At 49.4% G+C, this 24,160-nt stretch carries 23 protein-coding genes; 7 read left to right on the plus strand and 16 right to left on the minus strand.

The window, feature by feature from the left end:
• Positions 1 to 43 precede the first annotated feature (43 nt).
• Together glyQ and glyS are read left to right on the plus strand one after the other, a co-directional pair.
• Positions 44 to 949 (plus strand): glycine--tRNA ligase subunit alpha, encoded by a 906-nt coding sequence (glyQ, locus tag CWI70_RS08400; RefSeq protein WP_126772228.1) that lies wholly within the window; start codon positions 44 to 46, stop codon positions 947 to 949.
• 3 nt (positions 950 to 952) lie between these two features.
• Entirely contained in the window at positions 953 to 3,022 is a 2,070-nt protein-coding gene (gene glyS / locus CWI70_RS08405) for a glycine--tRNA ligase subunit beta (protein WP_126772230.1), read from the plus strand.
• Positions 3,023 to 3,090: 68 nt separating this feature from the next.
• On the opposite strand, the gene gyrB is transcribed toward glyS, so the two are convergent.
• From gyrB to dnaA, 4 genes are read right to left on the minus strand one after another with little or no spacing between them, the layout of a single operon-like run.
• Positions 3,091 to 5,511 (minus strand): DNA topoisomerase (ATP-hydrolyzing) subunit B, encoded by a 2,421-nt coding sequence (gene gyrB / locus CWI70_RS08410; protein ID WP_126772232.1) that lies wholly within the window; start codon positions 5,509 to 5,511, stop codon positions 3,091 to 3,093.
• Positions 5,512 to 5,522: 11 nt separating this feature from the next.
• Positions 5,523 to 6,605 (minus strand): DNA replication/repair protein RecF, encoded by a 1,083-nt coding sequence (recF, locus tag CWI70_RS08415; RefSeq protein WP_126772234.1) that lies wholly within the window; start codon positions 6,603 to 6,605, stop codon positions 5,523 to 5,525.
• A gap of 22 nt (positions 6,606 to 6,627) precedes the next feature.
• Positions 6,628 to 7,728, minus strand: coding sequence for a DNA polymerase III subunit beta (gene dnaN / locus CWI70_RS08420; protein ID WP_126772236.1), 1,101 nt, complete (start codon positions 7,726 to 7,728; stop codon positions 6,628 to 6,630).
• Positions 7,729 to 7,786: 58 nt separating this feature from the next.
• Positions 7,787 to 9,178, minus strand: a complete 1,392-nt coding sequence (gene dnaA, locus CWI70_RS08425; RefSeq protein ID WP_126772238.1) for a chromosomal replication initiator protein DnaA — start codon at positions 9,176 to 9,178, stop codon at positions 7,787 to 7,789.
• A 324-nt stretch (positions 9,179 to 9,502) separates the two neighbouring features.
• Here dnaA and rpmH point away from each other — a divergent pair, with 324 nt between their 5' ends.
• The 5 genes from rpmH to mnmE are packed head-to-tail and all read left to right on the plus strand — an operon-like array spanning position 9,503 to position 13,303.
• Positions 9,503 to 9,637 (plus strand): 50S ribosomal protein L34, encoded by a 135-nt coding sequence (gene rpmH, locus CWI70_RS08430; protein WP_055439485.1) that lies wholly within the window; start codon positions 9,503 to 9,505, stop codon positions 9,635 to 9,637.
• Positions 9,638 to 10,033: a ribonuclease P protein component gene (rnpA, locus tag CWI70_RS08435; protein WP_126772240.1), complete on the plus strand. Its 396-nt coding sequence runs from the start codon at positions 9,638 to 9,640 to the stop codon at positions 10,031 to 10,033.
• On the plus strand, positions 9,964 to 10,248 hold the full coding sequence (gene yidD, locus CWI70_RS08440; protein ID WP_126772242.1) for a membrane protein insertion efficiency factor YidD: 285 nt from the start codon (positions 9,964 to 9,966) through the stop codon (positions 10,246 to 10,248). Before rnpA ends, yidD begins: the two co-directional genes overlap by 70 nt.
• Positions 10,245 to 11,933 carry a membrane protein insertase YidC gene (yidC, locus tag CWI70_RS08445; protein ID WP_126772244.1) on the plus strand — a complete coding sequence of 563 codons (1,689 nt, stop codon included), beginning with the start codon at positions 10,245 to 10,247 and terminating at the stop codon, positions 11,931 to 11,933. Before yidD ends, yidC begins: the two co-directional genes overlap by 4 nt.
• Positions 11,930 to 13,303, plus strand: a complete 1,374-nt coding sequence (gene mnmE, locus CWI70_RS08450; RefSeq protein ID WP_126772246.1) for a tRNA uridine-5-carboxymethylaminomethyl(34) synthesis GTPase MnmE — start codon at positions 11,930 to 11,932, stop codon at positions 13,301 to 13,303. Before yidC ends, mnmE begins: the two co-directional genes overlap by 4 nt.
• A 9-nt stretch (positions 13,304 to 13,312) precedes the next feature.
• On the opposite strand, the gene CWI70_RS08455 is transcribed toward mnmE, so the two are convergent.
• The 12 genes from CWI70_RS08455 to CWI70_RS08510 form a co-directional block, all read right to left on the minus strand.
• Complete coding sequence (locus tag CWI70_RS08455; RefSeq protein WP_126772248.1) at positions 13,313 to 14,017, minus strand: RNA polymerase sigma factor FliA; 705 nt, start codon at positions 14,015 to 14,017, stop codon at positions 13,313 to 13,315.
• A gap of 16 nt (positions 14,018 to 14,033) precedes the next feature.
• A complete protein-coding gene (locus CWI70_RS08460) occupies positions 14,034 to 14,519 on the minus strand; it encodes a hypothetical protein (RefSeq protein ID WP_126772250.1) in 486 nt (161 codons plus the stop codon).
• 5 nt (positions 14,520 to 14,524) lie between these two features.
• Complete coding sequence (flhF, locus tag CWI70_RS08465) at positions 14,525 to 16,621, minus strand: flagellar biosynthesis GTPase FlhF (RefSeq protein ID WP_126772252.1); 2,097 nt, start codon at positions 16,619 to 16,621, stop codon at positions 14,525 to 14,527.
• The gene (gene flhA / locus CWI70_RS08470) at positions 16,618 to 18,705 is read right to left on the minus strand and encodes a flagellar biosynthesis protein FlhA (protein ID WP_126772254.1); all 2,088 of its coding nucleotides are present in this window, start codon (positions 18,703 to 18,705) and stop codon (positions 16,618 to 16,620) included. Before flhA ends, flhF begins: the two co-directional genes overlap by 4 nt.
• Positions 18,702 to 19,844 carry a flagellar biosynthesis protein FlhB gene (gene flhB / locus CWI70_RS08475; protein ID WP_126772256.1) on the minus strand — a complete coding sequence of 381 codons (1,143 nt, stop codon included), beginning with the start codon at positions 19,842 to 19,844 and terminating at the stop codon, positions 18,702 to 18,704. Before flhB ends, flhA begins: the two co-directional genes overlap by 4 nt.
• 70 nt (positions 19,845 to 19,914) lie before the next feature.
• The gene (gene motB, locus CWI70_RS08480; RefSeq protein WP_126772257.1) at positions 19,915 to 20,814 is read right to left on the minus strand and encodes a flagellar motor protein MotB; all 900 of its coding nucleotides are present in this window, start codon (positions 20,812 to 20,814) and stop codon (positions 19,915 to 19,917) included.
• Entirely contained in the window at positions 20,814 to 21,680 is an 867-nt protein-coding gene (gene motA, locus CWI70_RS08485; protein ID WP_126772259.1) for a flagellar motor stator protein MotA, read from the minus strand. The genes motB and motA overlap by 1 nt, the downstream gene beginning before the upstream one ends.
• Positions 21,681 to 21,736: 56 nt before the next feature.
• The gene (flhC, locus tag CWI70_RS08490) at positions 21,737 to 22,282 is read right to left on the minus strand and encodes a flagellar transcriptional regulator FlhC (RefSeq protein ID WP_126772261.1); all 546 of its coding nucleotides are present in this window, start codon (positions 22,280 to 22,282) and stop codon (positions 21,737 to 21,739) included.
• Between the two features lie 10 nt (positions 22,283 to 22,292).
• Positions 22,293 to 22,598 (minus strand): flagellar transcriptional regulator FlhD, encoded by a 306-nt coding sequence (locus CWI70_RS08495; RefSeq protein WP_126772263.1) that lies wholly within the window; start codon positions 22,596 to 22,598, stop codon positions 22,293 to 22,295.
• 172 nt (positions 22,599 to 22,770) lie between these two features.
• Positions 22,771 to 23,040: an EscU/YscU/HrcU family type III secretion system export apparatus switch protein gene (locus CWI70_RS08500; RefSeq protein ID WP_126772265.1), complete on the minus strand. Its 270-nt coding sequence runs from the start codon at positions 23,038 to 23,040 to the stop codon at positions 22,771 to 22,773.
• Positions 23,027 to 23,767, minus strand: a complete 741-nt coding sequence (gene fliK, locus CWI70_RS08505) for a flagellar hook-length control protein FliK (protein ID WP_126772267.1) — start codon at positions 23,765 to 23,767, stop codon at positions 23,027 to 23,029. The genes CWI70_RS08500 and fliK overlap by 14 nt, the downstream gene beginning before the upstream one ends.
• Positions 23,768 to 23,826: 59 nt before the next feature.
• Positions 23,827 to 24,129: a flagellar protein FliT gene (locus tag CWI70_RS08510; RefSeq protein ID WP_126772268.1), complete on the minus strand. Its 303-nt coding sequence runs from the start codon at positions 24,127 to 24,129 to the stop codon at positions 23,827 to 23,829.
• Positions 24,130 to 24,160: the final 31 nt, after the last annotated feature.

A 24,160-nucleotide genomic window follows, 5' to 3' on the forward strand; every position in this document is an offset into this window, starting at 1 on the left:
TTTACGCCAATTTTCCGTAAAGATCTAAGTACGAGACCAACCCATGGCTAGCTATGATGTAAAAACCTTTCAGGCGCTTATCCTCGCGCTGCAAGATTACTGGGCGCAGCAAGGTTGCGCAATTGTGCAGCCCCTCGACATGGAAGTAGGTGCAGGCACCTTCCATCCAATGACCTTTATCCGTGCGGTCGGCCCAGAACCAGCCAACTATGCCTACGTGCAACCGTGCCGCCGCCCAACGGATGGCCGTTACGGCGAAAACCCTAACCGTTTGCAACACTACTATCAGTTCCAAGTGATTTTGAAGCCATCACCAAAAGATATCCAGGAGCTTTACTTAGGCTCACTGCAGATGCTCGGCTTTGACCCCTTGGTCCACGACATTCGCTTTGTGGAAGACAACTGGGAGTCACCAACGCTAGGCGCATGGGGGCTTGGTTGGGAAGTTTGGCTGAACGGCATGGAAGTGACGCAGTTCACTTATTTCCAGCAAGTTGGTGGGCTTGAGTGTAAGCCAGTGGCCGGCGAAATTACTTATGGCCTTGAGCGTTTGGCAATGTACATTCAAGGTGTCGATAGTATTTACGATCTGGTTTGGACCGATGGCCCACGCGGTAAGATTTTATACGGCGACGTGTTCCACCAAAACGAAGTTGAGCAATCAACCTACAACTTTGAACACGCCGACGTGGACGTTTTGTTTGCTCGTTTTGATGCTTGCGAGAAAGAATGTGAGCACTTACTAGCTGCGAACCTTCCGCTACCCGCATACGAACAAGTAATGCGTGCTTCACATGCCTTCAATTTGTTGGACGCCCGTCATGCGATTTCAGTGACCGAACGCCAGCGCTATATCTTGCGCGTTCGCACCATGGCCAAGGGTTGTGCCGAAGCCTACTACGCTGCGCGAGAAGCGCTTGGATTTCCACTGGCAGAGCAAGGAGCCTAAGTCGTGCAAACAGCTACCCTACTCGTAGAAATCGGTACTGAAGAATTACCACCGAAAGCACTGCAACGCTTAAGTGAAGCTTTTGGTGAAGCGCTGCATCGCCAATTGCAGGAGCACAACATTGCCACAGGTGCCATGCACTTGTTTGCAAGCCCACGCCGTTTAGCCGTACAGATTAAAGACGTGGCGGCACAGCAAGCCGACCAGGTGGTCGAAAAGCGCGGCCCATCCGTTGATGTGGCTTTTGATGGCGAGGGTAATCCTACCAAAGCCGCCGAAGGCTGGGCACGGTCCAATGGTATTAGTGTTGCGGAAGCCGAACGCCTAGTGACCGACAAAGGTGAATGGCTGTTATACAAGGCCGAGGTCAAGGGCCAGCCGCTGGCAGATTTGCTACCCGACTTCGTGCAAAAAGCTTTAGCGCAGTTGCCTATTCCGAAGCCAATGCGCTGGGGCGCAAGCGCAGTGCAGTTTATTCGCCCAGTGCATACCGTAACCATGCTGCACGGTGATGAGCTTATTCCTGGCACGGTGCTTGGCGTTGCCGCTTCAAACCATGTACTGGGGCATCGCTTCCATTGCCCGCAGGGTGCCACCTTGAAGCACGCGGACGACTACGAGGCGACACTTGAAGAAGCCTACGTCATTGCTGACTTCGCCAAACGTAGGCAACGCATTGTGGAGGGTATCAGTGCCGCAGCTAAAGCCGCGCATGGCACGATTCGCGACGATGCTGAGTTACTCGACGAGGTCACTGCTTTGGTTGAATGGCCAGCGGCGCTGACCGCGAGTTTCGACGAAGGTTTTTTGAACGTTCCCAAAGAGCCGCTTATTGTCACCATGAAAGACGACCAACGGTATTTCCCTCTGGAGGATAGTGAAGGCAACCTGCTGTCAAAATTCGTCTTCGTGACCAATATCGACAGCAAAGACCCTGCACAAGTCATTGCCGGTAACGAACGTGTGGTTCGCCCTCGCCTAGCTGACGCACAGTTTTTCTTTGAAACCGATAAGAAAACGAAGCTTGCTGACCGTGTTCCAGCCCTTGGCAATGTGTTGTTTCAAAAGCAGTTGGGTAGCATCAAAGATAAGTCAGATCGTATTTCCCGAGTCGCCGCAGGTATTGCCGAAAAGCTTGGGCAAGCCGGTGACGTTGCCGCGCGCGCAGGCTACTTATGTAAAGCCGACTTGGTGTCGCAAATGGTGTCTGAGTTCCCAGAAACGCAAGGTGTTATGGGCATGCATTACGCCCGCAACGACGGTGAAGCTGAAGGTGTTGCAGAAGCGATTTATGAGCATTACTTGCCACGCTTCAGCGGCGATACGCTGCCACAAAGCGTGGCTGGTTGCGCTGTTGCTCTTGCTGATAAACTTGACTCGTTGGTTGGTATCTTTGGTATCGGACAAACACCAAAAGGCGATCGTGACCCGTTTGCCTTGCGTCGAGCGGCCATTGGTTTGTTGCGCATTGTTGTTGAAAAGGACCTACCTTTAGACTTAGTCGAGCTTATTAGCCTTTCGCGTGACAGCTTTCACGGCTTGCTCAGCAATGAGAATGCCGCCGAGGAAGTCCTTGAATTCCTGCTTGGCCGCTACCGCCCGATGTATCAAGAACAAGGCATTAGCGTTGACGTGATTCAAGCTGTTTTGGCACGCCGACCTACTGCTCCGGTCGACTTCGATCAGCGCGTCCGCGCTGTCGCCAGCTTCCGCGAGTTACCTGAAGCCGAGGCGCTGGCTGCCGCGAACAAGCGTGTTGCCAATATTTTGGCAAAGGTCGATAGTCCTATCGCCGATAAAGTCGATAGCGGTCTGTTGACGGCACAAGAAGAGATAGCGCTGGTAAAAGCCCTAGAGGAGGCTGAAATGAGTTCTGGCCATGCCCTAGAGCAAGGTGATTACACCGGCGCATTGAAGGCGCTAGCGGCGCTACAGAAGCCTGTAGACGCATTCTTCGATAGCGTTATGGTCAATGCCGATGATGATGCAGTCCGTGCCAATCGCCAAGCCCTGCTGCAACGCTTACGCAACTTGTTCTTGCAGATTGCAGATATCTCAGTGCTTAATCAATAAGCTATTGATAAGTAATAAAAAAGGAGCCGTTTGGCTCCTTTTTTTTGGTCTTGCTAGCAAACGCTAGACTAAACGTCCAAGTTCGCTACTTTCAGAGCATTGGTTTCAATGAAGTCACGACGTGGTTCAACTTCGTCGCCCATCAAGGTCACAAACAACTGATCTGCCGCGATGGCGTCCTCAATGGTCACACGCAACATACGGCGCGTTTCCGGATCCATGGTGGTTTCCCATAACTGTTCAGGGTTCATCTCACCAAGACCTTTGTAGCGCTGAATATAAACACCACGCTTGGATTCGTTGATTAGCCATTCAACCGCTTCGACAAAGTCACTGATAGGTTTCTCTTTGTCACCACGACGAACATAACCGCCCTCTTCGACGAGACCATTGATCTTCTCACCGATGCTGACGAGCTGGTCGTAATCACGAGACATTAAGAATTCGAAGTTCAGTGGATAGTCTTTATCGATACCATGTTGGCGTACGGTAACCACTGGCAAGTGCAGCGAACGCTCTTCGTCAAATTGCACCGAAAGCGTATAGGTCGCAGAATTGGTTTCGCGCGTGGTTAAATCACCTTGCAGTGTCTCAGCCCACTTCTGCATAGCCGCTTGGTCCTTCAACAGCTCTTCTGTTAAACGCGGAGCATAAAGTAAACGCTGCAGGAAGGTTTCCGGCATACGGCGCGATAGACGTTGCTTAATCGCATTCTGCGCAAGCTGATAGTCATTCACCAATGTTTCAAGGTGAGCTCCAGAAATGCCTGGAGCGTCTGCGTTCACATGCAATGACGCATTCTCGAGCGCCATGCTGGTCAAATAAACAATTAAGCCCGGATCGTCTTTGATATAGGTTTCTTGCTTACCTTTTTTAACCTTATACAACGGCGGCTGCGCGATATACATGTAGCCACGTTCGATGAGCTCGGGCATTTGACGATAGAAGAAGGTCAACAGCAACGTACGAATGTGCGAGCCGTCGACGTCGGCATCGGTCATGATAATGATGCGGTGGTAACGTGTTTTATCTGGGTTATATTCATCACGACCGATACCACAACCAAGCGCCGTAATCAGTGTCGCAACTTCTTGCGACGCAAGCATCTTATCAAAACGCGCTTTTTCAACGTTCAAGATTTTACCTTTCAGAGGCAAAATCGCTTGGAATTTACGGTTACGCCCCTGCTTCGCCGAGCCACCCGCAGAGTCACCCTCCACAATATAGAGTTCAGAGAGTGCAGGGTCTTTTTCTTGGCAGTCCGCCAATTTGCCCGGTAATCCAGCGATGTCGAGCGCACCTTTACGACGTGTCATTTCACGCGCTTTCCGTGCTGCTTCACGCGCACGAGCGGCATCGACAATCTTGCCCACGATGATTTTGGCATCGTTTGGCTGCTCTAATAAGAAGTCAGCGAGCTTCTCATTCATCGCTTGTTCTACAGCAGACTTCACTTCTGAAGAAACAAGTTTTTCTTTCGTCTGTGACGAGAACTTAGGGTCCGGCACTTTCACCGATACCACTGCGACCAAACCTTCACGCGCGTCGTCACCGGTTGCGTTGGTTTTGTACTTCTTGTTCAGCCCCTCTTTCTCCATGTAGGAGTTGAGCGTTCGTGTTAAGGCAGCGCGGAAGCCAGCCAAGTGCGTACCACCGTCGCGCTGTGGAATATTGTTCGTGTAACAGAAAATATTCTCTTGGAACGAGTCGTTCCATTGCATCGAAACTTCAACTGCAATGCCATCTTCACGCTCTAAGGTAAAGTGGAAGACGTTCGGATGAATCGGGTTTTTTTTGTCGTTAAGGTATTGAACGAATGCGGCGATACCACCTTCATATTTGAAGTGGTCTTTACGGTCGCTGCGCTCGTCTTGAAGGATAATCGAGACGCCTGAGTTCAAGAATGAGAGTTCCCGTAAGCGTTTCGCTAGAATATCGTAGTGGAACTCGACATCGCTGAAGATTGTTGCGCTCGGCCAAAAGCGCAATTCGGTACCTGTTTTATCGGTGTCACCTATTTGCTTCAGCGGAGCATCTGGGTCGCCTAAGCTATAGAACTGCTCATAGACATGCCCTTGGCGGCGAATAGTCAGCTGTAGTTTGTCTGATAATGCGTTCACAACCGAAACGCCCACGCCGTGCAAACCGCCTGAGACTTTGTAGGAGTTATCATCAAACTTACCGCCAGCATGCAGTACCGTCATGATAACCTGGGCCGCAGAAACACCCTCTTCTGGGTGCAAGTCTACAGGAATCCCTCGCCCGTCATCTCGAACTGAAACCGAGCCATCGGAATGAATTGTCACCACGATGTCTTTGCAGTGTCCAGCTAATGCTTCGTCAATGGAGTTATCCACCACCTCGAAAACCATGTGGTGAAGTCCGGTTCCATCATCGGTGTCACCGATGTACATACCCGGACGTTTGCGCACGGCATCTAGCCCTTTAAGGACTTTAATACTGGACGAATCGTAATTATTTTCTGCCATAATTAGTTTCTCTATAGTTCCTTGACGGTTCCATGTTCCACGTGGAACATCTTTGTATCAGCACTTTTTATTAGTTCAGGCAATTCCGCCTGATTTATCGCTGAAACGAATAATTGTGCTTTCGTGGCCACCAGGGCCTCACAAAACTTTTCTTGGCTTGTACTATCTAGCTCCGCCGTAATGTCATCTACCAAGTAGATACATTGTACTCCTGTTTCGCTACTTAAGTACTCTCCTTGCACCACTTTTAATGCTGCGACCAAGAGCTTCAGTTGCCCGCGGGAAAGAATACTCTTCACATCCTCACCGTTTGCAGTCATTCGCAATTCAGCTTTATGAGGGCCAACCGTACTATGTCCATAGCGATAGTCGGCATCCTCATGGTGCGCCATTGCCTCTGCAAGGCTAAGTGAGCTATCCCACCCTCTCTTCAACTGAAACTTAAATGTGTATTGGGGTAAAAAGTGCTTAAGCCTTTCAACTAAAATAGGTGCAAAACGCTCAACATATTGATGCCGAGCCTTCGCTACCCGTTCACCATACTCAGCGAAGTTCTTATCCCAATAAACATTTTCGTCATTTTTCTGTCTTCTTTTAAGCAGCGAATTACGCTGCTTTAACAGATAGGCGAACTTGGTAAAGTCATCCACAAAAGAATGTTCCACGTGGAACACTCCCCAATCGATGAACTGCCTACGGACCTTTGGCCCCCCTAAAATCAACTCGACCGTCTCCGGCGTCATCAATTGAACAGGCACCATTTTCGCCATCGGTCCAAACTTACGTAGAACCTCCCCATCTAAACGTATCTTAACTTCGCCAGATGATTCTCTTTGAAAGCCTACGTTGTGCGCCTCACCCTTTTGATCGGTTACTTTCGCAAAAATGACAAAACGTTCTTTTTCATGTTGGACGATTTGCCGATAACTTCCCGGACGAAAAGAACGCCCCGAACCTAAGCAGTAAATAGACTCCAGTAGGCTTGTCTTGCCACTGCCATTTGCGCCGATCAAAAGATTAACTTGACGCCCCGGCACCACCTTCGCTTCTTCAAAATTTCGGAAGTTTGTTAGCGTCAGTGCGTCAATATACATAAAGCCCGTTAATCACTAGCTGCTACAGGCGCATTGGCATAACGACATACAACGAAGCATCATCTTCATTATCTTCGATCAATCCACTTGCGTCAGGGCCCGATAACGTCATCTTGATCTTTTCACCGTGAATCGTATTTAGAACATCAATCAGATAGCTAACATTGAAACCAATCTCTAGGCTATCCCCTTGATAGTCGACTTCGATGACTTCCTCAGCTGTTTCTTGTTCAGGGTTATTAGCGGTAAGGCACATCTCCCCTGAACTCAGGTTTACACGTACACCTCGGTATTTTTCATTCGACAAAATCGCTGCGCGAGAGCACGCTTGTTTGAGCACATCACGGTCAGCAACCACGACTTTATCACCACCTTGCGGTAACACCCGACGATAGTCAGGAAAGCGGCCATCCACCAACTTACTGGTAAATGACATGCCATTGGTCTCAACACGAATGTGGTTAGCACCAATCGCTACTTTCACCTCGTTATCACCATCATCCAGCAAGCGCATCAACTCCATGATACCTTTGCGCGGAACAATAACTTGCCGGCCTGGTAAGTTAGGTTGCGGGATCTCAACTGAACTCATCGCCAACCGATGCCCATCGGTGGCAACAGTGCGTAAAGTGTTTGTGTCAGTTTCAAACAACATTCCGTTTAGGTAGTAACGCACATCCTGATTCGCCATCGAAAAGTGAGTTCGCTCCATTAAGTCGCGTAACACACCTTGCGAAGTAACAAGTTGGATGTCGCTATCCCAGTCATCAATATTCGGAAAGTCTTCGGCTGGCAACGTCGCTAACGTGAACTTACTACGGCCCGAACGAATGGTCGCCTTTTCTCCGCTCGCGCTAACTTCAACCTCAGCGTGATCCGGAAGACTTCGGACAATATCCACCAACTTCTTCGCGGGAACCGTGAGCTGCCCTTCTTCGCCACCTTCGATTGAGCACACCGATACCAACTCAACCTCTAAGTCAGTACCTGTAAGACGAATATGATCCGAAGCAACTTGAATCAGTACATTCGATAAAATTGGAATTGTATGACGACGTTCAACTGCTCCACTAACCACTTGGAGAGGCTTTAAAAACGCATCACGATTGATGGTAAATTTCATCCCGTCATTCCCCTGTGTTTCGTATCCCTGCGCACCGGCCTTACACTCACAGCTTGGTTTAGGCTGATAACGTTCGGATCAAGTTTCTATAATCTTCTTTAATATCATGCTGCGCGTCTTTTAGGTTTTGTATTTTACGACACGCATGCAGAACTGTTGTATGGTCGCGTCCACCGAAAGCATCACCAATTTCAGGAAGGCTATGATTGGTAAGCTCCTTCGCTAACGCCATAGCCAATTGTCGCGGACGCGCTATTGACCGTGTACGGCGCTTCGACAGTAAATCTGCCATTTTGATGTTGTAATACTCGGCGACCGTTTTTTGAATATTCTCTATAGTAACTAACTTCTCTTGCGCTGCAATCAAATCTCTTAGTGCTTCACGCACGAAATCAATCGTAATCTGTCGGCCAGTCAAATTGACGTTAGCCGCTAAACGATTCAATGCACCCTCTAATTCGCGAACGTTAGAGCGCAACCGCTTGGCAATGAAGAACGCCACCTCGTGTGGCAACGTAATGCCTCGTTCTTGCGCCTTACGAATCAAAATCGCAACGCGTGTCTCCAATTCAGGCGGCTCAATCGCAATGGTTAAACCCCAACCAAACCGCGAGCGCAAACGATCCTCTACCCCTTCAATCTCTTTCGGATAGAGGTCACTGGTCATAATGATTTGTTGGTTGCCTTCAAGTAACGCATTGAAAGTATGGAAGAATTCTTCTTGAGAGCCTTTTTTGTTAGCAAAGAAATGAATATCATCTATCAACAATGCGTCAACCGAACGGTAATAGCGCTTAAACTCATTGATCGAGTTATTCTTAAGCGCGTTCACCATATCTTGGACGAACCGCTCAGCACGCATATAGAAAACCTTGGCGCCCTTTTTGTTGGCCATAATGGCATTACCAACCGCATGAAGCAGGTGTGTCTTACCTAGACCTGTACCACCGTAGACAAACAGCGGGTTATAAACACCGCCTGGATTTTCGGCCACTTGCGATGCTGCTGCACGAGCGAGTTGATTCGATTTACCTTCAACAAAGTTATCAAAGGTGTACTCTGGATGGATATTACTTTCAAAGGCAGGAGCTGGAGTCGCTTCATCCCAAGGGCTTTGTCGACGGGACGGTCGCTCAACTGCTGTGCGGCGAGGTTCAACTTTATTCTTGTTATCAACAGCGCCATTCGTTTTGCGTTCCACGCCACCAACGGCAAAGGATACACTCGGGGCGTCGCCACCTTTATCCTTTGCAGCTTCGCCTAAATAGTCGTTGATAAGACTTAGGTATTTATCCTTAACCCAATCGACAACGTACATATTTGGAGCATAAAGCGTCAAGATATCATTACTCAGATCCGCCTGTAATGGCCGGATCCAAGTATTATAATGTTGCGTCGACAGCTCGCTTTGTAGGCGCTCAGTACAATGTTCCCAAAGCGATTTACTCACTCTCTACTCCCTGCATTTCTGCCCTGCAATTCTGTAGCGATAGCGATCCTCTCCAGTGCTCCCACTTTTGCACCAGTTCTTCACGAAAAAGACGAGAATCGATCACGATTTTTTGTATAATTTATTGCTATTGATTGTACTGAACTCGAGCGTCATTCGCTAGTCTGAACGGCAAATTATGCGACCAATTGCGGGAAGGTTATCCACAATAAGAATCATTCTTCTTTTCTAATTGTGGATAGCTTTTTGCGTTGACTTTGATCCTTTTTACCGATAGAATTCGCGCTCTAAATTTTTAGGTAACCCGATTACGGAAGTAACGTTATGAAAAGAACATTTCAACCAAGCGTATTGAAGCGCAAGCGCACTCACGGTTTCCGTGCTCGTATGGCAACGAAGAACGGCCGCCAAGTTTTGGCACGTCGTCGTGCCAAGGGCCGCAAAGTCCTGTCTGCGTAATTGAAGCAGTTTTCCTATGGTCGGGAGTTACGTCTGCTAACTCCCGCTCAATTTCAGCAAGTCTTCAATAGCCCCCCGGTGAAAGCTGTCACAGCTGAACTCACCATGCTCGCAACTCCAAATCAATTCAGCCATCCTCGACTCGGCGTGACGATTTCAAAGAAACGCGCAAAGCGTGCAGTTGATCGAAATCGAATAAAACGCAAGATTCGCGAGAATTTTAGGCTGAAACAGCATAAAATACCGCCATTCGACATTATCGTTATCGCAAAAAGCGGTATTGCCGATCTGGAAAATGATGCTTTGCAACAACGGCTCGATTATTTATGGCGAACATTAAGCAAGCGGTGCGTGCAGTACCTATCGGCTGCATCCGATTCTACCAGTGGTTCATAAGCCCACTGATAGGTCCGCGCTGTAGGTTTCAACCCACCTGCTCGCAATACGCCATCGAAGCGATACAAAAGCATGGTATGATGCGGGGCTTCTGGCTTGCCAGTAAACGCATTAGTAAATGTCATCCCGGTCATCCGGGCGGCTTCGACCCGGTGCCCGAAACAAACGCATCGGACTCAAAGAACGAAAGTAAAACAGAGACGAAGGACTTATGAATTCGCCACGTTCCATATTGTTTATTGCTTTTTTGGTAGTGAGCTTTTTCCTCTATCAGAACTGGGTCATTGATACCGCTCCTGGTACACAAAAAGCGGCCCAACAAGCTTCTCAAACAGCGAATACTGCTAACTCCTCTGCCACTACAGAAAGTGCAGTACCGAGCGCAGATCCAAGCCTACGCGATGACAGCGTACCCAATTCGACTGGTAGCGATACTCCTACAGTAGCTGAGGCTGTTTCTGGTGGTCGGGTACAAGTTACCACTGACGTGCTTGATGTTGCTATTGCCTTACGCGGCGGTGATATCGTCAACGCACAACTTCTAGAGTTTGCCCGCACGCAAGATTCAAAGGCTCGTTTTGAACTCCTTCATGATGACCCAACGCAGCTCTACATTGCTCAGTCAGGCCTCGTCGGCAAAGACGGTACCGATTCGTCCGATGGTCGCCCATTGTTCTACGTGGAACGTGACAGCTATGAAATGACTGGCGATACGCTCCGCGTACCAATGACGTACACCATGGACGATGGCTCAAAAATTACCAAAACCTTCGTTTTCAATAAGGGCTCTTATGCCATTGACGTCGTTTATTCAGTGCAAAACGCCGGTACTGCGCATAAAGAAGTACAGTTTTATGCTCAGTTAAAGCAAATCATCACTGAAGCTGGCGGTAGCATGATGATGCCTACCTATAAAGGTGGCGCCTATTCATGGGACGAAGACCGTTACGAAAAATACGACTTTGATGACATGCGCGACAAACCTCTGCGTATTTCAACCGAAGCCGGTTGGGTAGGCATGTTAGAGCACTACTTCGTTAGTGCTTGGATTCCACGCGCTAACGGTACAAAGCAGCTCTCGTCGAGCGTGATTGGTGGTAACCAAGCGCTGATGCGAGTGATTTACCCTACCGCGACCATCGCGCCAAATAGTGAAGCCGAAATTCGCTCTACCTTATTCGTTGGACCGAAAGACCAAGACGCCATGGCCGCGGTTGCGGAAAACCTCGATTTAACCGTCGATTATGGCTTCTTATGGTGGCTCGCTCAGCCCATCTTTAAGCTGTTGCAGTTCTTACAAAGCTTCTTGATCAACTGGGGTCTGTCGATCATCGCAGTAACCGTTATCATTAAAGCTGTGCTCTACCCATTGACCAAAGCCCAATACGTGTCGATGGCAAAAATGCGCATGATTCAGCCGAAGATGCAGGCGCTAAAAGAGCGTCATGGCGACGACCGTCAGAAGATGTCGCAAGCTATGATGAAGCTCTACAAAGAAGAAAAAGTGAACCCGCTGGGTGGTTGTTTGCCAATGTTGCTGCAATTACCGATCTTCTTGTCGCTCTACTGGGTACTCCTCGAAAGTGTCGAGCTGCGCCATGCGCCACTGTTCCTCTGGATTGAAGATTTGTCAGCGAAAGACCCGTACTACATCCTGCCATTATTAATGGGTGTGTCGATGTGGTTCATGCAGAAGCTACAGCCTACGCCGGCAACCGACCCAATGCAGCAGAAACTGATGCAGTACATGCCGGTAATCTTCACGGTGTTCTTCTTATGGTTCCCATCAGGTCTAGTGTTGTACTGGTTGAGTAACAACCTGATCACCATCGGTCAGATGCAGTGGATTTACCGCGGCCTTGAGAAAAAAGGCATGATGGAGCGTCGTAAGAAGAAATGAGCCTCGAGCTAAGTAACGATACCATTGTTGCCCAAGCCACCCCGCCTGGACGCGGCGGGGTTGGTATCGTACGTGTTAGTGGCCCTGCAGCGCGCGCTATTGCCGAAACGTTGCTAGGCCACTGCCCACCACCGCGAAAAGCCGAATACCTCCCCTTTCGTGATGCCCAAGGCGACTTGCTCGACGAAGGTATAGCATTGTTCTTTGCTGGTCCGAACTCGTTTACCGGTGAAGATGTGCTTGAGTTGCAAGGCCATGGCGGTCCAGTACTCATTGATATGATCATCAAAGCGATTCTAGATTTACCCGATGTGCGTCCTGCGCGTCCCGGTGAATTTAGTGAACGCGCTTTCATGAATGACAAACTCGATTTAACGCAAGCTGAAGCGATAGCCGACCTCATCGATACCACTTCAGAGCAAGCGGCAAAAGCGGCCTTACAGAGCTTACAAGGTAGCTTCTCGCACGAAATTGATCAGCTTGTCGACGCAGTCATTCGTTTACGTATGTATGTCGAAGCCGCTATCGACTTTCCCGACGAAGAAATCGACTTTCTTAGTGACGGCAAAGTCACAACTGACCTTGAAGCCATTTTAGATCACATGCAGCAGGTCATGGTGCAAGCGAAGCAAGGTTCGCTGCTACGTGAGGGCATGAAAGTGGTTATTGCAGGACGCCCGAATGCCGGTAAGTCGAGCTTGTTAAATGCTCTCGCTGGCCGCGAATCAGCCATCGTAACCTCGATCGCTGGTACCACACGTGACGTACTGCGAGAACATATTCAGATTGATGGCATGCCATTGCACATCATCGATACCGCAGGTCTACGCGAGAGTCCCGACGAAGTTGAGCAAATCGGTATTCAACGCGCATGGGACGAAATTCGCGGCGCAGATCGTGTGCTCTTTATGGTCGATGCGACTGAAACGCAAGCCGTACACCCTGCCGATATTTGGCCCGAGTTTTTCGAGCAGCTGCCAGCGGAACTACCCTATACCGTTATCCGTAATAAAGTCGATTTAAACGAAGAGCCGGTACAACTCGAAGACATTGGTGGCGTACCAGTACTACACCTTTCTGCCAAGACTGGCCATGGCGTCGAACTGTTGCGTGAGCACCTTAAACATTGTGTCGGTTATCAAGCGACCAGCGAAGGCAGCTTTATGGCACGGCGTCGTCACCTCGCTGCGTTAGAAAAAGCACGTGAGCACTTACTTACTGGTCAAGACGCTCTAGAGCAGCAGGTTGCAGGTGAGATTCTTGCTGAAGAACTGCGTTTAGCGCAGCAACACTTAAACGAAATCACCGGCGAATTTACCTCCGACGACTTGCTTGGCAAAATTTTCAGTTCGTTCTGTATCGGTAAATAACAGCGGCTCTTACTGCGCGCTCAACCGCCCTTGAATGCGCTTAATGGCCTGACTATGTAATTGCGATACGCGCGACTCCGTCACATCCAATACCGCACCAATTTCTTTCAAATTAAGCTCTTCTTGGTAATACAGCGTCATGACCAGCTTTTCGCGCTCAGGCAAAGCATCGATGGCATGAATAACCAGTCCGCGCAGCTCGGCAGCGCCGAGTTGTTGCTCAGGTTGGTCGTCGACAGCTCCATCGCCTACTTCCATATGGCTGCCGGCGGAGGTCAGTTCGTCAAGAGAAAGCACAAGGCCATTGTTAGTGTCGCTCAACAAGCTACGATAGGCGTCGATGTCGAGCCCCATCGCTTCAGCAATTTCGCGTTCTTCTGGCGGTCGCCCTAACGTTTGCTCTAAACGCCGCATGCACGCTTCGAGTTCGCGTCCGCTGCGCCGCACGCTACGTGGTAACCAATCTCGGCTACGTAGCTCATCGATCATTGCACCTTTGATGCGTTGATGCGCAAACGTTGAAAATGCCACACCAGACTCAGGGTCGAAACGATCGACGCTTACCAACAAGCCTTCGAGCCCTGATTGAATAAGATCGTCGACATCTACGCTCTCCGGCAATTTCACTTTAAGTGAAAACGCAATGCGGCGCACGAGCGGGTAATACTGCTCCACTAAATGATGCTTATTTAATTTACCTTCCGCTGTATACATAGGCTTTTATCCGGCTTTAATCCGAGAAGACCAACAACTGGAGATCAAAATAGTTCTGTGCGACCTGCTGCAGATTACTAAGTAGGCCGCGCCGTGAGCGTATTGGCTCATGTAACGCTAACACCTGCTTAACCTGTCCCGTTGCTGCTAGGGCTTTCAAACAGGTATAAGCACGTTTAAATCCGTCCAAGTCATTATCAATCCAAATCGCCCAATACCGACATTGTTGCGCTATATCCGTTAGTTCAGGATGATTCGGCCCAACCTGTACGAATTGCCATTGCGCTGGGGACCCGACCCACTTGCGACCTTGGTCAGCCCAACGGGTAAACACGTTAGTATAATTTTCAGTCGCCTTAACGCTCCCTGCGGGAGTGTTATCAAGTACCATTACCGTGCGTTTGGCCGCATCGGCATTTGTTGCTGGTACAGTGTCCTGTATTTCGTTTGGCCGCTCTTGTTTTGCCGCCCACGCTCTTAAACTTGCTGCCTGATCGGTCATAGGGGTTACTGCTCTTGTTGATACACGACGCGGAACGCCTCATGGGCCTGAATAACTTGCCACATCGCCGACATTAGCTTACTGGCCTCGATTCTACCTGAACGCTGTGTCAGCGCCATTAATTGCGCACGAACTTGACTGCCGCCTTGATGCTGCGTGTGCTCCACACGGCTCGCCAAAGCGGCTAAGACGCCACTAAGATAGAGCCGTTTGTTATTGGCCTCAACCGAATTTTCCGTAATGGCGGCGTTACTTTCCAACTGCTGCCAAGCGAGACGCGTCAATCGAGGAAGCTCATCATTCAGTAGCATGTAATCTACGAGACAGCGCGTTTGCTCCGCTGTGCACGCTGAATGAACAAGAAAAAACCGCTCAAACTGACTGCCTTTCGCTTTCCCGGCACTCACCTTCACGCCAAGTAACTGTAATGTTTCCTCGCTATCACGCTGCAAACTCACTGCGGCAATGCGTAATTTTACTTTGCGTTGCTCACCGCGGTACGTCATCGTCCACTGATCAAGATCAATACCATTGCGAGCAATGACCTTAACACAAGAATTTTTCTCACCTTGACTCACCACATGGTGATTGCGACTTGGCTTTGCCAGCCACGCAACTTGTTCCTGCTCAAGAGCCATCAACTGCGTCACATTCGGCAAATAGTCAAACAAGTGCCCTTGGTTGGGTTGCAAAACCTCAGCGTCATCACATAAATGCTGGAGCACAGCATCCACTAACGGCAATCCCGCTGAGTCTAACGCAATATGAGGCGTAAGCTGCCCCCAACCTTGAAACGGACGCGGCGCCGACCACAAAGCCCACGCCGTAGCTTGCGGCAACTGGCGAGGAAGTTCTCCAATCGTCGAGGCATCGCCGATCCGCGCAGATACTTCAGCAAAGTCTGGCACGACAGCAGCAAGCCCTTCGACGCACTGGCGAATCACCTGCGCGTGACTCACTAAAGCATAACTGTCGGGCGACAGCCCAGAGGACAACTGAGCACCTTCTGACTCTGCGAACGCATGGGTTTCTGCGGTTACCGTGAGCGACGCTGCAACCAAGGCATTAAAATCAGGCGCCTGTATATCCTCTGGTACCTGCTGGCCGCCCGAAACAGCTTGCAAGCACAGTCCAAAATGCATCGCCGTATCCAGCGCCCCACCAAGACATGATGCCTCATCTGTTTTGGTCAATATACAATCGCGCAACGGCAGCTCTAGTTGTTCTGCGATCGTTTGATAAACGCTGGCGACTTCGTGCAACGTCGCCTGTTGTGATGCCGCATTGAGGAGCAGTGCAAGACGCGGTTTACTACCTAACTCGGGCACCGAAAACGAGGCGATCCGCTGGGTCAATCGGTGATCACGTTGGCTCATACCCACCGTGTCCACCAGCACCAAACGCTTGTTCTTAATTTTTTCGGCCAACACTTCTAAATCACTGTCATCGGTCATCGCAAACAACTCAACATTGAGTAACTCTGCGTAAGTTGCTAACTGCTGTTGTGCTCCAACACGATAACTATCTGTGGTCACCAAGAGTAAACTCTCGCTGCCCATTTGCATCACATAGTGCGCAGCAAGTTTCGCTGTGGTCGTGGTTTTCCCAACACCTGTAGGGCCGACTAACGCAATTACACCTTGATGTTGCAGTAAATCCCAATCCTGCTGCGGATGCTGTAACCGCGCTGCAAGTTGTTGCGTAAGCCACGCTTCGATGGCCTCACTACGGGTCTCTGAACGTGATAAGTGCTGCGGCATTAAGGTGATTAATTCACGCGCGAGTGCTTCTGAGTAACCGGACGAACGGAGCTTTAAATAGCTCCACTTGCGTTTATCTTCTGGAGGATTCTGATTCATTTGCTGTTGCAGCAAACTGCGCATTTCTTGCACATCATGCAACAACTGACGGGTTATGTCCGATGCAGCTTCGGCGGGGGCTTCACCGACCACGTTATCAAGGTCTTCCTCGCGTAACGCGAAAACCTCGAACCCCTGCGCTGTTTTACGCGAGGTCACAATAATCGCGTCAGCGCCCATGGCTGCCCGCACAAGACGCATTGCTTCTTTATGACTCTGAGCCTCAAACCGCTTCAAGCTCATTGACGCTCTCCAATTATTTGTACCACTTTGATGCCTCGATCATGCGGAATTTCCGCTTGAGAAACAACAACAATATCGCTCACTTGGCGTCTCAAGAAATGCGCCATCAACTCACGTAATGCATGGGGTACCACCAGAACTGGTGGTTGTCCCATAGCCTGTGCGCGTTGTATTGCCTGTTGTGCCTGTTGCTGCAATGTCGCGGCAAGCCCCGGCTCGAGTGCACTATTTTGCTGCAATGCCTGCATGAGCATTTGCTCAAGGTTCGCATCTAGTCCAATCACTTCAAGTTCAGCCGCACCACCGAACCATTTTTGGGTAATCATGCGGCCTAACGCGATACGTACTTCCGCCGTGAGTTGCTGGACATCGAGCTGTTGCCCTTCAAATTCCGCCAACTTATCAAAAATCGTGCGTAAATCACGAATCGAAACATCTTCGTCAAGCAAACGCTGAAGTACCCGTTGTAAGTTGGTCACGGTCACGCACTTCGGAATGACATCATCGACCAAGGTTTTATTTTCTTCGCCAAGCTTATCAACCAGTTTTTGAACTTCTTCGCGACCAAGCAGTTCTGCCGAATGAACTTGTAGCAAATGATTAAGGTGAGTCGCCACCACAGTGCTTGAATCGACAACTGTATAACCGTAGATTTGTGCGTGCTCTCGTTGCTCACTTTCAATCCACAAGGCAGGCAAGCCAAAGGCTGGATCCGTGGTTTCGATGCCTTCAATTTCAGTGGTGACTTGTCCAGGATTAATCGCCAACCACATTTCTGGATAAATTTCGGCACGCCCTACTTCACTGCCTTTGAGCGTGATGACATAAACATTTGGCTTGAGTTCGAGGTTGTCTCGGATGTGAACTACGGGTGGTAAAAAGCCAACTTCTTGTGCGAATTTTTTTCGCACGCTCTTGATACGGGCCAACAGTTCACCCTGCTGATTATCGTCAACCAATGGTATCAAGCGATGACCAACCTCCATACCCAAAGTGTCGACCAAGTTGACGTCTTGCCAACTTGCTTCGGGTGCGCTGTAAGCAGCAGGCGGTTCGGCCGATATATTGTCTGCTGCGGCCTGCACGCGGTGTTGTTCTTGTTTGCGATAGAGAAACCAAGCAAAGCCACCTAACATCGCAGTAAACAACAAGAAAATAAAATTCGGCATGCCCGGCACTAAGCCTAACAAGCCAATTACTCCAGCCGCCAACATGAGAACTTTTGGATTAACAAAAAGTTGTTTGATCAATTGTTGACCGACATCTTGCTCGGTATTTACCCGAGATACTGTTACACCGGCAGCAGTTGAAATAATGAGCGCTGGGATTTGTGCCACAAGACCATCGCCAATCGTCAACAGCACGTAGGTGTGTGCCGCGTCGCCCATCGACATATTATGCTGCATGACGCCAATCAACAGGCCGCCAATAATATTGACGACCATGATCACCATACCCGCCACGGCGTCGCCGCGCACAAACTTGCTCGCACCGTCCATGGAGCCATAAAATTCGGCTTCCTGAGCGACTTCTTGTCGACGGCTACGGGCTTCTTCTTCGCCGATCAGCCCAGCGTTAAGATCCGCATCAATCGCCATCTGTTTGCCGGGCATGGCGTCAAGGGTAAACCGTGCACCTACTTCAGCGATACGTCCGGCGCCTTTGGTGATGACCATAAAGTTAATAATCACCAGGATCAAAAACACCACTAAGCCGACCGCGAAATTACCACCCACGAGGAATTGCCCAAACGCCTCTATCACCTTACCAGCCGCATCACCACCTTGGTGCCCTTCCATCAACACCACTCGAGTACTCGCAACGTTAAGCGACAAACGCAACAAGGTTGAGAACAATAGCACCGCAGGAAACGCGGCAAATTCCAAAGGTTTTTCCGAAAACATGCTCACCAATAAGACCATCAGTGAGAGCGCGATATTGAAGGTGAACAAAAAGTCCAACAAGAAGGGCGGCAACGGTAATACCATCATCGCCAAAATCATCAAGATAAGGACCGGGCCGACCAGCACTTGCAGTCGGTCATAACGAAGGCCGCGCATAACTTCTCTAAACGCTACACTCATTGTGCCGGTACCTCATAATCTTCAGGAATCGAAATCGCTAAGGGTTCAGGTGGTGTCGCCGCCTGACCTACTTGCGCTTTTTTCACTTGAAACGCCCACGCCAATACCTCTGCTACCGCACTATATAAGGCCACAGGGACCTCGCGACCGATATCAACATGCTTGGTCAGCGAGCGTGCCAACGGCGGCATCTCTAGCTGAGGAATGCGATGTTCATTGGCTAATTCACGAATACGCTGGGCCACTAAGTCAGTACCCTTAGCAACGACACGCGGAGCGCCCATGGTTGCTTCGTCATATTTAAGTGCCACAGCGAAATGGGTCGGGTTGGTAACAATAACATCTGCTTTTGGTACTTCGCTCATCATGCGCTGGCGTGCCATGGCTTGTTGCTGTTGGCGAATTTTGGCCTTGATATGCGGGTCACCATCGGTTTCTTTATTCTCGCGCTTCACTTCTTCTTTGGTCATGCGTAACTTCTTGGTGTGACTCATGAGCTGATACGGCACATCAAAGAGGGCGACAACAATCAGCGTCAAGACCATATACAAACATGCCGTGGCCGCGAGCTCTAATGCTGATACCAGTGCTTGCTTGACCGGTAGGCGCAACAGTTCCATGAAACTAAAGCGCTCAACCCACAAAAATAACGCCAGTACACCACCAACCAACACTGTTTTCGCAATCGCTTTGCCTAATTCTGCCAGTGCCTGTCCGGAAAAAATCCGCTTAACCCCTTTTATCGGGTTGAGCTTGCTAAACTTCGGTTGCAACGCCTTCGCTGAGGCAACCCAACCGCCTAGAAGCGCTGGAGCGACAGCGGCGAGAACCAGCATCACTGCAAACAAAGGTAGAACCGCCCAAAGCGCCTGCTCGCCGAGCCGCAATACGCTCTGGAGCATGGGGCCAGGCTCCGTCACTTGCTGCCGATCAAACAAGAACGATTGTTCCATGACCACGCCCAAGTGATTAAAAAGCGGCGAACTCATGCTCCACAGCAGCAAAACGCCACCGAACAAGATCACAAAAGTGGTCAGCTCGCGCGAGCGAGCGACCTGACCTTCATCACGCGATTTTTGTAATCTTCGCGCGGAGGGTTCTTCTGTTTTTTCTTGGTCGTTAGATTCTTCTTGTGCCATGCAAGCATTATGGCGACTAAGAAGCGAATTGAAGAGCTAAAAAAGCGGGAAAAATCCCGCTTATTTCAGTTTATGGCGCAGCACTATTACGCAGTTCACCTTTGCTTATTGCCGCCTCGGCAGTTTGATCCTGAGGGAAAAATCCTTGGCGACGAATAAAGTCGGCAGATTCTGGTGTGTGGATCACAATGGTAATGCGTCGATTACGCGGGTCATCGGCGCTCGTACCATCCAGCGGAATCCTGTCTGCCGCCCCCATGACCAGGAGTAGTTGCTCAGACTTAAAGCCACCTTCAAGTAGGGCCTTGCGCGAAGCATTGGCCCGATCAGCAGATAACTCCCAGTTGCTATAACCTTGCTCACCGCCAGCGTAAGGAAGCGAATCGGTGTGGCCACTAATGGTGATTTCATTTGGTATTTCATTAAGTAGCGGAGCCATGGTGCGTAACAGCCGCTCCATGTAAGGCGCGATTTTATCACTTCCCAACTCAAACATCGGACGGGCTTCAGTATCGAGCATCATGATACGCAACCCTTCACGAGTGATATCAAAGCGCAACTGCGCCTTCAACGCGCGCAATACCGGATCAGCTTCGATTGCCGCTTCGACTTTTCGCTGAATTTCATTAAAGTGCCGACGGATATCGGCGGGACGAGTTTCACGGCGCAGGTCAATGCGTGCTTCCTCACCCTTCATGTGCGTTGGATCATCACCACCACCCTTTATAGCACTGGTACTAGCGGAGGCTTTGTCGCCCCCGGCCATTGCAACAACCAGCGGCGTTCGAAAGTATTCCGAGATACTTTGCCGTTCCTCTTCGCTCGACATCGACAAAATCCACATGACCAAAAACAACGCCATCAAAGCCGTCATGAAGTCGGCCAACGCGATTTTCCAACTGCCGCCATGATGCTTGTGTTTCTTCGCCTTTCGGCGACGAATGATGATGGGTTGTTTTTCATCAGCCATTAGGCAGACTCCGTTGCATTGCCTCGAACGTGGTCTTCCAATTCAGTAAAGCTTGGGCGTTCTTCTACATGCAAAGCTTTTCGACCAAATTCAATCGCTAACTGAGGTGCATAACCGTGCATGCTTGCTAGCAACGTGACGCGGATAACTTGTAAGGTTTTGATGACTTCTGCAACTTGCCGCTCAATCCGACTCGCTAGTGGATTAATAAATCCATAACCCAGCAAAATACCTAAGAATGTACCCACCAAGGCGTGTGCAATCATCGTCCCCATAACATCGGGCGGAACATCGGCAGTACTAAGGGCGCGTACCACGCCGAGTACTGCTGCGACGATACCAAAGGCAGGCATGGCATCACCTACTTTGGTTAGCGCATCGGACGGAATTTCGCCCTCTTGCTCCATGGTTTCAATCTCATGCAGCATCAATTCGTCTAACTCATGAGGATTCATATTACCGCTGATCATTAAGCGCAAATAATCGGTGATAAAATTAACCAACATTGGATCTTCCAAAATATCCGGATGCTCGCCAAAAATTGCACTTTCTTGCGGATTTTCAACATCTTGCTCTGCCGCCAACATGCCATCACGACGCATTTTGTTGAGTAATTTGTAAATGACTGAAAGCAACGACAAGTAGGTTTCGTTGTTATAACGAGTTGAGGCCTTGAGTTTTTTTGAAGCATTTAAGGTTGCGCGAATCGCCTTGCCATTATTGGCCGCAATAAAGGCGCCCACTGCCGCGCCGCCGATAATAACGAATTCGAGCGGTTGAAAAAGCGGGCCTAGTGCACCACCGGCAAGGGCAAAGCCGCCGAATACACAGGCAATAACAATGAAGAAACCTAATGGAATGAGCACGACCGAATCCTTCTAGTATCTTATTTACTAAACTTATCGGCCTTAGGCGCTGGAACTTAAATTTGTTTTACCGATTTTGTGCGGTTTTTCTTAAGAGGCTTACCAGCTCTTGATGGCGGTTGGCAGACGCCACAAACATAGTCGTCATCCGGTGTATGCGCATGATTAACAAAATTTAATTGGCACTGATTACACTTAGACAACTGGAACATGCCATTCTCGAAAAAGCGCACCAAAGTCCACGCTCGTGTCAATGCCAGCACCTCTTCGTCATCTTGTAGACGCATATGCTCTTGATACAAGCGATAGGCCTTGATAAACGCTTGCATACGTTCAAGATCTTGCCCTTCACGCAGGCGTGAGTAGATCGTATAAAAGAACGAAGCATGAATGTTGGGCTGCCAAGTCATGAACCAATCTGTGGAAAACGGCAGCATTCCTTTCGGCGGCGACTTGCCTGAAACTTCTTTATACAAGCGAACTAAACGACCGCGATTTAGGCCAACCTCGGACTCGAGTACCTGCAGCCGCGCACCGAGCTCAATGAGCTCGATCGCCAGTTGAACTTGGCTGAGTTCTTCGAGTAGTTTGCGAGTCGCCATCGTTGTAACCTTACGCGCTAGCGGACGCCATCAGCATCGCTAAATGGGTTTCGCGCATGCTTGGTGCACGCGAGTTTGAGAGAATCTCTTTCAATGTATTCGTTGCATCAACACAAGGGCGTAACCAACTTTGCGGCTGGCGTGCCAATAAAGTAAGGTCTTTCACCGACATTTCAGCAATCAAGTCCGCAAGATCTTCGTCGATCTTTAATCTAAAAATCGCCGCATCGCGATCTTCAGTGACAAGTTTTTGCACCAACAACAAGTAGTTCAAGTTCAACTCTTGTAGCTCTGCTAAAACTTTTGATTGCGTCATAATGTCATTCCTCTTTAGCAAACTTGCGATCGCGAGAACACGTTCTGCGATCTTTTCACGATCTTTGTAAAACTTTTACATTAGAAAGATGCAAAGCGCAAGGACTTTTTCAGCGACTTGGACTAGAGAAATGTTAACTTTGTGTATAAAAAGCAGACAGACGAGGAAAGTATCAACGAGTTATTTCAATAGATCGGACCCAAACCAACAATTCTGCAACAACTTCCCAAAGCGTTTGCGGTACATAATCGTTAAGTTCAATTTGCGATAAAAGGTTCACCAATTCGGGTGAATCGTGCACAAAGATACCATGCTCTTGGGCACGACGGATGATCTCTTCAGCGATCAAACCGTCGCCCTTAGCGACAACCTTCGGCGCCGGTTCAAAAGCTTGATACCGCAAAGCGATCGCTTTTTTGTCGTTGCCTTTAGGTTCGCTCATTGGCCCCCCTAACGATCAGCGACGACACTTTGATGCCATGGGCGTTGATCAACCGTTCTCGAAACGCTTCACTCGCAGCTTTTAGTTTGTCGCGCCACTCTTCGTCGCACTGCAACTCAATGCTAAGTTGAGCGTCTTGCATGCGCAAACGCGCCCGCAAGGTGCCAAGAATTGGGAAAGTGATGCGCAACTCTGTTGTCCAGTCATTCGTTTCATCATGCTCTTGGGGCTGCGCTTGCTCTTGCTGCCAGCGCTTTAACAAGGGATGAACGTCCGGTTGGATAACGCCAAACAACTGAATGTCCGGACTCACATCAAACTCGAAGCGAACCACGCCAGAGCTTATCATCTCAAGCTGCTGCGAAGCGATCTTTATTTGTTGATTTTGCGCAAGATTTTGAGGTTGTTGACGAACCACCTCGAAAGGCACTTTATTTTTAACCCACTGGCTTAAAAAAGCTTCGTAAAATAATCCAGAATTACGCGTCAATGATGCTAATCGGTCAGCTAGCGATGCAACACTTAAAACATGGCTGCTAGGAAAGATAGGCTGATTTGCCGTTGGCCGAATGGCTCGGCCAGGGGTTTGCGATGGCAGTTTTTGTTGTAAACCTTCAATAATCTGTAATAACCGAGAAAACTGCTGTCCAGCTTGACTAAATTCTGTCGTACTCGCGGTAGCTTGCGCTGGCACCACCGGAGGTGCACCACGAGGTAGAAGGTCCATTGTCGCTTTTTGCTTGGCGACTTGATGGACCAATGTATCCAATAAAGGCGTTATGCTGCTCAATTGCGATAACTATGCTCAAGTTGCTGCTTTTTTTGCATACTTAACAAAGTCTCTTCTAACTTGGCACGCCGTTCAATCAGACGCTCACGGATCTCGCGATCCTGGTCCATGATGGTATGCAACAAGGTCATTTTTTGCAGCTTTTGTTCATCGGAAAGTTCAACGCCGCTCTCAGCGTAGCTTAAACGTTCCACTTCACGCACGTATTCGACTTCCGTTTCAATCAGCGTATCCCAGTCGCCGTTACGAACACTATCGAGCATTTTGTTCGAGTGTTCCAATAGGGCTTGATAGGACATAAGCACCTCCGTTGGAGTTATCGATTCCTTT

Origin of the sequence: Pseudidiomarina homiensis, from assembly GCF_003987225.1 — a bacterium.
Lineage (GTDB): Bacteria > Pseudomonadota > Gammaproteobacteria > Enterobacterales > Alteromonadaceae > Pseudidiomarina > Pseudidiomarina homiensis.